The sequence below is a fragment of the Avibacterium endocarditidis genome, assembly GCF_965138825.1.
GTDB lineage: Bacteria > Pseudomonadota > Gammaproteobacteria > Enterobacterales > Pasteurellaceae > Avibacterium > Avibacterium endocarditidis.
This window is the reverse complement of sequence record NZ_CBCSDH010000011.1, coordinates 85,885-93,231: the sequence shown is the minus strand read 5'-3', so window position 1 is coordinate 93,231 and position 7,347 is coordinate 85,885. Positions and strand designations below refer to the sequence as shown.

Below are 7,347 nucleotides of genomic sequence, written 5' to 3'. Positions count from 1 at the left end.
AGGAAATCAATCAAGCTTTCATTTTCTAGCCATTCGGTTTTACGTTGTTCTTCAAGGCTGGTTACCGCCACATCTACACAGCGCACATTGTGGAATCCGCTTTTTTCTAGCCATAAAATTAAGGTCTTGACTGAAGGGATAAAATACACGTTTTTCATTTTGGCGTAGCGATCTTGCATTACTTTATAAGAAGTTTGTTGATCATTTATGTAAAATTTTTTTGCTCTTTGTTAATTATTGTATATGAATGCGTCACTTGGAGCAGATATTTCAAAGAAGTATTCAATGGGGGTCAATTAAGATTAAGTGATATATTAGCTCTAGTTTTAATAATAATTTAAGTGTTTGTAGCTAGTATAAGAGCTGATTTTTGCATATATCATTCAATTTAGACCATAGTATATGATTTAGTCTATTTACAGATACAAAGATTAAAGAAGTCATTTGTTAAACATTTTGTGAAACCTATCCGTGCTTCCCCATATACTTTCATAAGCTTGATAAGCCGTTATTATCTATATTTTATGTATTAGATGTAGCTTTATACAGATTTTGTATAAGCTAAGTATGAAGAGCAACTTTTCTTAAAATATGTGATCTTGATCACTAAATATGGTGAACTTTTTCAGATTTTGCATTGACACTTGAATGTTTCTTTGCCAATATAGCCCTGCTTCAAGTGAAGTCAGCTTTGACATTTTCTTTTAAGAAAAGTTTTAGCTTAACTTTAAATTGTTATAACAACTTAATTCTGAAAGGAATTTGATTATGAAAAAGACATTATTAGCATTAGCAGTTGCAGCTGTAGCAACTTCAGCAAGCGCAGCAACAGTTTATAACAACGATGGTACACAAGTTGATGTTGGCGGTCGTTTTGATGTAGCTTTAGGCAAATTTAATGATGATGAGCGTGCGGATCTTCGTAACGTTGGTTCACGTTTAGAATTCAAAGCGCAACACGATTTAGGTGAAGGCGTTAAAGTAATCGGTTACACTCGTTTACGTTTCAATGATGGCGGTGATAAATGGGATACTGGTTCTTCATTTAACAACATTAAAACTAACAAATTATGGTTAGCACTTCAAAAAGATGAAATTGGTCGTGTTTCATTTGGTAAACAAGATACTACTGGTGATGCAGTAGAGATCAATGATCACTCTTACTTATTTGGCGGTAGCAATAATCTATTCACTGGTGGTGATAAAGTAGTTTCTTTCCGCTCAGCAGATTTCCAATTAGCAGAAGGCCAAACTTTAGGTTTTGGTGCTGATTATACTTTTGGTCAAGCTAAGAAACAGAATGAAGCTTCAGACCTTAAATATGCTTATGGTACATCTGCATTTTATGCAGGTCAATTCGCTGACGTTGGGGTAAATTTAAACGCTGGTTATACTGTAGAAGTATATGACAATGGTCGAGCAGCAAATCAAAATGCAAATCCTCCAGTTCAAGCTAAAAAAACAACAGGAACAGGTCGTAAAGTTCAATCTTGGCGTGTAGCTTCACAATTCGCGTATGGCCCAGTGACTTTGGGTGCTGAATACGGTCAATCTTATTATAAAGATCACCAAACTCAAGACAAAGAAGGAACAGGACGTTTCTTAGAAGTAGCTGCTAAATATCAATATTTAGATAATGCTTCTGTATATGCAGCTTGGGAACGCAACCAATATAAAGGTCACAAAGCTAAATTAAGTTTTGACAAAGGTGATGCAAACTTCTTACGTTCTGTTGTTGGTACATTAAGCGTTGCTCAAAATCAGAAATTAACAGAGAATGTTTACCTAGTTGGTGCTGATTATGCATTTAACAAAAATGTAGTAGCTTATGTTGAATATGCTCACTCTCGCGTTAAAGGTACTGGTTCTATCGAAGGTGACGATGTAAAAGTTACAGGTAAAACTAAACGTGCTAAAGATAACCGTTATGCTGTAGGTTTACGCGTTTACTTCTAATTGTTAAACCAATATTAGATTGATATGAAAACCACCTCTTGAGGTGGTTTTTTATTTATTGATCTTGAGGTTAATTGATATGTTTCTTAATGTTCCGCTTGCTAATGTAATTGCATCATTTGTGATTCATTTACTTCCAATACACCTTTTATTTGAGATAACTTTGTTTTTAGAGATGACAGCTCTAAATTCTCAGGAATATGCACCGCAATAGCATTAAAGTTTTGGTATTCGTACAGCAATTCAGCGCCTAATTTTTGGCTGGCTGCAATAAGCTGCGGTGCAGTAGTTAAAGTGCGGTCGTAAAAAATAATAAAATCGAGCGTGGCACTTGACGCTTGCTCCACTTGCTGGGGGGAAATTTGAGCTGTGGCGATGTTTTGAGCATAAGCCAGATTAACACAGCCAAGCAATAACCCAGCCAAGAACAATGAACGGATTTGCATTATTTAATTGCCACCATTGATCCAAAATTAAAACACTGAAACCACAATTCAATGTGAGAAAATCCCACCGATTTCAACCGCGCTTTGTGGGTTTCAATATCATCAGTACGCATTACATTTTCAAGTGCGGTGCGTTTTTGGCTCACTTCTAGCTCACTGTAACCATTGGCGCGCTTAAATTCGTGGTGTAAATCAATCAATAGCTCATCAATTGTTTCATCATTAAAACGGAATTTTTCCGATAACACCAGCACGCCATTCGGATTTAGCCCTTGATAAATTTTTTCTAACAGCGCGCTGCGATCTTGCGGTGGCAAAAACTGCAAGGTGAAATTCAAAATCACCATTGAGGCATTGTTGATTTCAATGTTGCGAATATCATCGCACAAAATCTCCACAGGAATCTCGCTATGATACGCCTGAACGTGCTGGCGACAGCGTTCCACCATTGGCAACGAATTATCCACGCCAATAATCTTCACATTCTGCTGATGAATGTTGCGTCTGGCCGCAAGGGTTGCCGCCCCACGAGAACAGCCTAAATCATACACATTAGAATTTGGCGTTACAAAACGGCTCGCCAACATACCAATAGCAGTGATGATATTGGAATAACCCGGCACAGAACGCTGGATCATATCAGGGAACACTTCCGCCACATTTTCATCAAAAGTAAAATCGCCCAAATTCTTAATCGGGGCGGAAAAAATGGTATCTTTACTCATTATTTATCCTAAATGGGTTAGCAAAGTGCGGTGAAAATTCACAAAATTTTTACCGCACTTTATGTGTGGATTATTTTATAATAAAATCAACCGCATACAAAAAGATTTAAGCAAAGCGTTCCGAAAAAACAAGAAGTGTTCCGAAACTCTAGCCGTTACGCTTTTTTGTTATCGGTGATCGAGTTTAAAATAGGCGTTACGATGGGGGCTTTGCGAATGTAAGTTTTTGTCATCGCTACCGTCGTGTGGCCTAGCTGTTTTCTCGCTTCTTCTTCACCAAGTTGCATCGCTTTATCTGTGCCTGATTTTGCTCTGAGATCGCGGAATTGAAATGCCCTTAATTCACTCTCATATTCAGGGTGCAAGGTGACCACCTTGTTTCGTAGCCGAGCAAAAATTTTTGCGAGTTTATCTGCTGTGAGTTTTGTGCCGTTCTTGGAGCGGAATAAGAAATTATTTTGGCTTGATAGTCGCCGATTAAGAATTTCAGCCAATCTTCCTACTAATTTAATACGCAGTTTAGCCTGTGTTTTTTGCTGTGCTATGTGCAAGTAGCCATCAAAAATATGTTCTTTTTGTATATTTACCAAGTCAGAAGGGCGTTGACCAATTAGATAAGCGAGATCCATCAAATCTTTAATGTCTTGGTTTGCATACTTATGAACAAGTTGAAAAATGTCGTCTTCTATGTAGTTACTACGACGATTAATAGGGAATTTATCAACACTTTCTGAGGGGCTAGGTAATTTTGTGTAGCCCCATTGTCTTGCATATCGCCAGATGTGATTGAATAGTGAAAATTCATTGTTCGCCATTGCTGGTGTTTGTTTTCGTCTATTCATATATTCAACGATGTGCGGTGATTCAATTTGATCAAGCGGAGCAGAGGCAAAAAATGCAAGTAACGATTTGAGCCATATTAAATTATTTTTTGCCGTAGAGGCTTTTTTCCTAGCAATAATTTCATCTTTATAGCGTTTTGCTACAAGTCCAAAAGTAATAGAGCCGCCTTTTTGTTCTCGCTCTATATTCATTTGTGCTGCTTTGATGAATGCTTGATTTCTATCTTTCCCTAAAGATATTTCTGTTTTGCCTGCTGTGCGATAAAGCCAGTAAGTGACAGTTTTACCCGATTTTCTTTTAACGGTTTTCGGGCGGAGGTTTTCGGGTAAGTATTGATTAGATGGTTTGCGTGGTCTTCCCATATATCCTACCTCTTTTACATTGGTGGTGGTTGCCATTTGACGTCTTGTTGTTTTATTGTGGGCGAAGGATCTCGCCTAAATCCAAATACATCTTTGTAGATAACCAATGGCATACCAAATTTATTTATGCCTTGAATCGTGTAATGTTGTTCCCTGAGATAGGTAATTTGTCTTGAGTGCTGCTTATAACCAGTTAGATAATATAATTCTTCAGCAGTTAGAAATTCCATATTCCCTCCAATAAAAAGCCCCGATTAGCGGGGCGTTGTGATTATTTATCCTGATTTCGATCAACTAATTTATATTGTCGAAAAAATGCTTGCACAGCAAAGGCGACTGCTGCGCCTGCGATCATACCTAATATAAACATTGTTACTCCTTATTATCGGACTGAAGTTTTTTGATTTGCATCTCAACTTTATCTTGTTGACGCTTAATTAGCTTTCTTGACTCATATAGCATATTGCCACTCAGACACATTATGCCAATGCAGATCAAATAAAAAATTACTTCAAGTACATCAACCATTATTGACCTACCTTAATGAACGGCACTGAACTATTTGGTGTCATTGTGGTTGGTAATACGCCATTCCATTTTTCCGCGGCGGTGAGTTCGACGAGCTGGCGATTTTCTTTCAAGGCTTCACCTTTCGCACGAATTGCTGCTGCTTCAGCTTCCCCTGCAAGACGCACTTTTTCCGCGTCGGCTTTCGCTTGAATCACTTCTGCGTCTGCTTTCGCTTGTGCATTGACTTTCACAATTTCCGCTTGCTTTTGCTGGATAATAAGCTCACGCTCTGCCGTTTGAATGGCAACATTTTTTTGCACGCTTTCTTCCACCCGTTTTTCATATTCTTTGTTGAATTGGATCACGGTTTGCACGGCGGTAATTTCAAGGGGGTAGCCTTTCACCGCCTCACGAATTTGCGTGGTAATATCGGTAGTGAGCTTGGCACGATTTTCTAACGCCCGTTGTGCCGTATAGCCACTAAAGACGATTTCTAACGCCTGACGACTGCGTGGCTCAATCAACTGATTAATCATATTGTCGGTCGTGCGATAATTTTTATACACGAGAATAGGATCAGTGAGTTTATAGGTAATTACTAGTGCCGTTATTACGGTCTGCGTATCTCTGGTATAAGCAGAAATACCGCCCGTTAAATCGCCTGACTCATTGAACGAACCGAGTGTGATTTTTTGTTCACGAGTGGAAAACTTGATGTCATCTTCAAGCCAAGAACGCCAATGCAGCCCTGCCGTTTTTGTTTCGACAATTTCGCCATATTTGGTTACTAAGCCAATTTCTCCCTCATCTACAGAAAAAGGTGAGCAAGCGGAAAGGCTTAGTGTCGCAGTAAGAGCTAAAGCTAAATGTGATTTTTTCATTGTTTTCTCCTGTGTTTAATGAATAAAAAAGCCACTTGTTACAGTGGCTTGTTAGTTTTCAGGTGGACTTGGTAATGGTTGCCAAAATTCTGTCGTAGCAATACCTAAAATTAAATTTAATTTTTGCATTCTTTAATCTCCCAATTTAGTGTCAAAATAATGTTTAATTAATTTCTTTATACCACGTTGTCTATATTTACTGTTGTTATAAAACCATAAACCAGTGGAAGGGTAATAATTAATCACCCCTTTTTTAGTAGTGATTTGGATATGAGTATCACTGCAAGATTTAAATGGAATATTATTTCCGATTAATAATGCTTTACCATTAATCTTGTTTTTAAAGCGTTTTTCTTGCCTAGCAGAGCGTAGCTCTCTAAACATTTCACCCATATCACTCATTTTTATATTCCACTTTATAATTAAGTAATGCTTTAGCCATAGCTTCAGCACCTTCTTGAGTTTCAAAGACCAAACCTTGTTCAATTAGATTTTTGTCTATTTCATATTTAGCATAAAATCGATCTGAAGTGGTGTAGCTAGAATTACTAAATATTGGATACCAATAATCATTACCTTCTTTAAGAGTATCTAGCGTTACTGGTTCAGGTACTTCGATACCGTTAATAAAACGTTTAGGCTTTGGCTCTTCCCACATACCTACAATGTCCATACTTGTTTTCCACCTTTTGTCGTGCCGTCCCTGTAATGTCCAACACGAAGCAACGGCTCGTCCATCAGTTTTAATCGCATACCCCACCAATTCATAGTCACTATCGTATCCTTTCGGCACTGTACCTTGTATATATGCCTTTCTTCCATCACATAATTTAACTGGCTCACCTGCCAGTGCTTTTTCTAAATCAAATGGTTTCATAATTAACCTCTCTTTTTGTTTCATCTACTGTTGTCATTACTGCTTTTATTACATCTTCTGAAAATAAACCCAGTAATCTTTCTTTGTTAAATTTTGATTGGATATATACGGTCTTAATAAAACTTAATACTGCTTTATCAAACTCATCTTCCAAATTAACTTTGTATGTCATACGCAGCCATAGTTTTAGCGAAATTAATTGTTTCTTGTGTTACGGTTTCTTTATCCCATTTAATTGAGTTATCATCTAGATGACAAGTATCAAAACCTAATACTAAATAATTAACACTATCTAATTCTGAGAATAATTCCTGTATGTTTTCTCTAAATCCATCTTTAAAATTGAAGATATATTTACCAAATGTAATTTCTCCGTGCGGTAGAGTTATACCTTCTTGATACAGTTTCTTATTAATATCTACATAATCTAACTTATATAGTGGGTGCAAAATTCCTAGAAGAATATATCCATTATGCGTACCTTTTATGAATGGTATATAAAGGTCATCATTGTCTACAATAAATGCACCTAGTACTTCATTAGTCGGTTTCCACTCTAATTTTTCAATTTCCATAATCAATCCTCCATAGGCACAATCAATAAATTTTTATGACTAATATCACGATATTTAATTTGATATGCGTGCACTTGTTTTATTTCATCAAGTGGCAAGCCGTATCTTGTTTCTCTGGCTATATCCCAACCAAATGAGCGTGATTTTCTAAAATAATATATTTTTTACCATC

11 protein-coding genes are annotated in these 7,347 nt (G+C 37.0%); 1 reads left to right on the top strand and 10 read right to left on the bottom strand.

Features of this window, described 5'->3' with window-relative positions; all coding sequences use genetic code 11:
• Positions 1–209, bottom strand: a 209-nt coding sequence (locus ACNAV8_RS08000; RefSeq protein WP_415777537.1) for a DUF1698 domain-containing protein, incomplete at its 3' end; no start/stop codon positions are given.
• A 559-nt stretch (positions 210–768) separates the two neighbouring features.
• On the opposite strand from ACNAV8_RS08000, the gene ACNAV8_RS07995 reads away from it, so the two are divergent.
• Positions 769–1,956, top strand: coding sequence for a porin (locus tag ACNAV8_RS07995; RefSeq protein WP_103855099.1), 1,188 nt, complete (start codon positions 769–771; stop codon positions 1,954–1,956).
• A gap of 101 nt (positions 1,957–2,057) precedes the next feature.
• Here ACNAV8_RS07995 and ACNAV8_RS07990 read toward each other — a convergent pair whose 3' ends face one another.
• The 9 genes from ACNAV8_RS07990 to ACNAV8_RS07950 form a co-directional block, all read right to left on the bottom strand.
• Positions 2,058–2,402, bottom strand: a complete 345-nt coding sequence (locus ACNAV8_RS07990) for a hypothetical protein (protein ID WP_415777534.1) — start codon at positions 2,400–2,402, stop codon at positions 2,058–2,060.
• Positions 2,402–3,127, bottom strand: a complete 726-nt coding sequence (gene cmoA / locus ACNAV8_RS07985; RefSeq protein ID WP_415777533.1) for a carboxy-S-adenosyl-L-methionine synthase CmoA — start codon at positions 3,125–3,127, stop codon at positions 2,402–2,404. The genes ACNAV8_RS07990 and cmoA overlap by 1 nt, the downstream gene beginning before the upstream one ends.
• Positions 3,128–3,282: 155 nt before the next feature.
• A complete protein-coding gene (locus tag ACNAV8_RS07980) occupies positions 3,283–4,368 on the bottom strand; it encodes a tyrosine-type recombinase/integrase (protein ID WP_245872544.1) in 1,086 nt (361 codons plus the stop codon).
• The gene (locus ACNAV8_RS07975; protein ID WP_103855096.1) at positions 4,347–4,562 is read right to left on the bottom strand and encodes a DUF4224 domain-containing protein; all 216 of its coding nucleotides are present in this window, start codon (positions 4,560–4,562) and stop codon (positions 4,347–4,349) included. Before ACNAV8_RS07975 ends, ACNAV8_RS07980 begins: the two co-directional genes overlap by 22 nt.
• A 297-nt stretch (positions 4,563–4,859) precedes the next feature.
• Positions 4,860–5,723 (bottom strand): SPFH domain-containing protein, encoded by an 864-nt coding sequence (locus tag ACNAV8_RS07970; RefSeq protein ID WP_415777532.1) that lies wholly within the window; start codon positions 5,721–5,723, stop codon positions 4,860–4,862.
• 132 nt (positions 5,724–5,855) lie between these two features.
• Entirely contained in the window at positions 5,856–6,125 is a 270-nt protein-coding gene (locus ACNAV8_RS07965) for a hypothetical protein (RefSeq protein ID WP_103855713.1), read from the bottom strand.
• Positions 6,118–6,600 (bottom strand): hypothetical protein, encoded by a 483-nt coding sequence (locus tag ACNAV8_RS07960; protein ID WP_103855714.1) that lies wholly within the window; start codon positions 6,598–6,600, stop codon positions 6,118–6,120. The genes ACNAV8_RS07965 and ACNAV8_RS07960 overlap by 8 nt, the downstream gene beginning before the upstream one ends.
• Positions 6,587–6,772, bottom strand: a complete 186-nt coding sequence (locus ACNAV8_RS07955; protein ID WP_103855715.1) for a hypothetical protein — start codon at positions 6,770–6,772, stop codon at positions 6,587–6,589. Before ACNAV8_RS07955 ends, ACNAV8_RS07960 begins: the two co-directional genes overlap by 14 nt.
• Positions 6,756–7,175 carry a hypothetical protein gene (locus tag ACNAV8_RS07950; RefSeq protein WP_103855716.1) on the bottom strand — a complete coding sequence of 140 codons (420 nt, stop codon included), beginning with the start codon at positions 7,173–7,175 and terminating at the stop codon, positions 6,756–6,758. The genes ACNAV8_RS07955 and ACNAV8_RS07950 overlap by 17 nt, the downstream gene beginning before the upstream one ends.
• Positions 7,176–7,347 lie beyond the last annotated feature (172 nt).

Bases quoted from the DNA above. Each gene is read 5' to 3' on its own strand.
- ACNAV8_RS07970 (WP_415777532.1), bottom strand. From the start codon at position 5,723: ATGAAAAAATCACATTTAGCTTTAGCTCTTACTGCGACACTAAGCCTT.
- ACNAV8_RS07975 (WP_103855096.1), bottom strand. From the start codon at position 4,562: ATGGAATTTCTAACTGCTGAAGAATTATATTATCTAACTGGTTATAAG.
- ACNAV8_RS07960 (WP_103855714.1), bottom strand. From the start codon at position 6,600: ATGAAACCATTTGATTTAGAAAAAGCACTGGCAGGTGAGCCAGTTAAA.
- cmoA (WP_415777533.1), bottom strand. From the start codon at position 3,127: ATGAGTAAAGATACCATTTTTTCCGCCCCGATTAAGAATTTGGGCGAT.
- ACNAV8_RS07955 (WP_103855715.1), bottom strand. From the start codon at position 6,772: ATGACATACAAAGTTAATTTGGAAGATGAGTTTGATAAAGCAGTATTA.
- ACNAV8_RS07965 (WP_103855713.1), bottom strand. From the start codon at position 6,125: ATGAGTGATATGGGTGAAATGTTTAGAGAGCTACGCTCTGCTAGGCAA.
- ACNAV8_RS07950 (WP_103855716.1), bottom strand. From the start codon at position 7,175: ATGGAAATTGAAAAATTAGAGTGGAAACCGACTAATGAAGTACTAGGT.
- ACNAV8_RS07990 (WP_415777534.1), bottom strand. From the start codon at position 2,402: ATGCAAATCCGTTCATTGTTCTTGGCTGGGTTATTGCTTGGCTGTGTT.
- ACNAV8_RS07980 (WP_245872544.1), bottom strand. From the start codon at position 4,368: ATGGCAACCACCACCAATGTAAAAGAGGTAGGATATATGGGAAGACCA.
- ACNAV8_RS07995 (WP_103855099.1), top strand. From the start codon at position 769: ATGAAAAAGACATTATTAGCATTAGCAGTTGCAGCTGTAGCAACTTCA.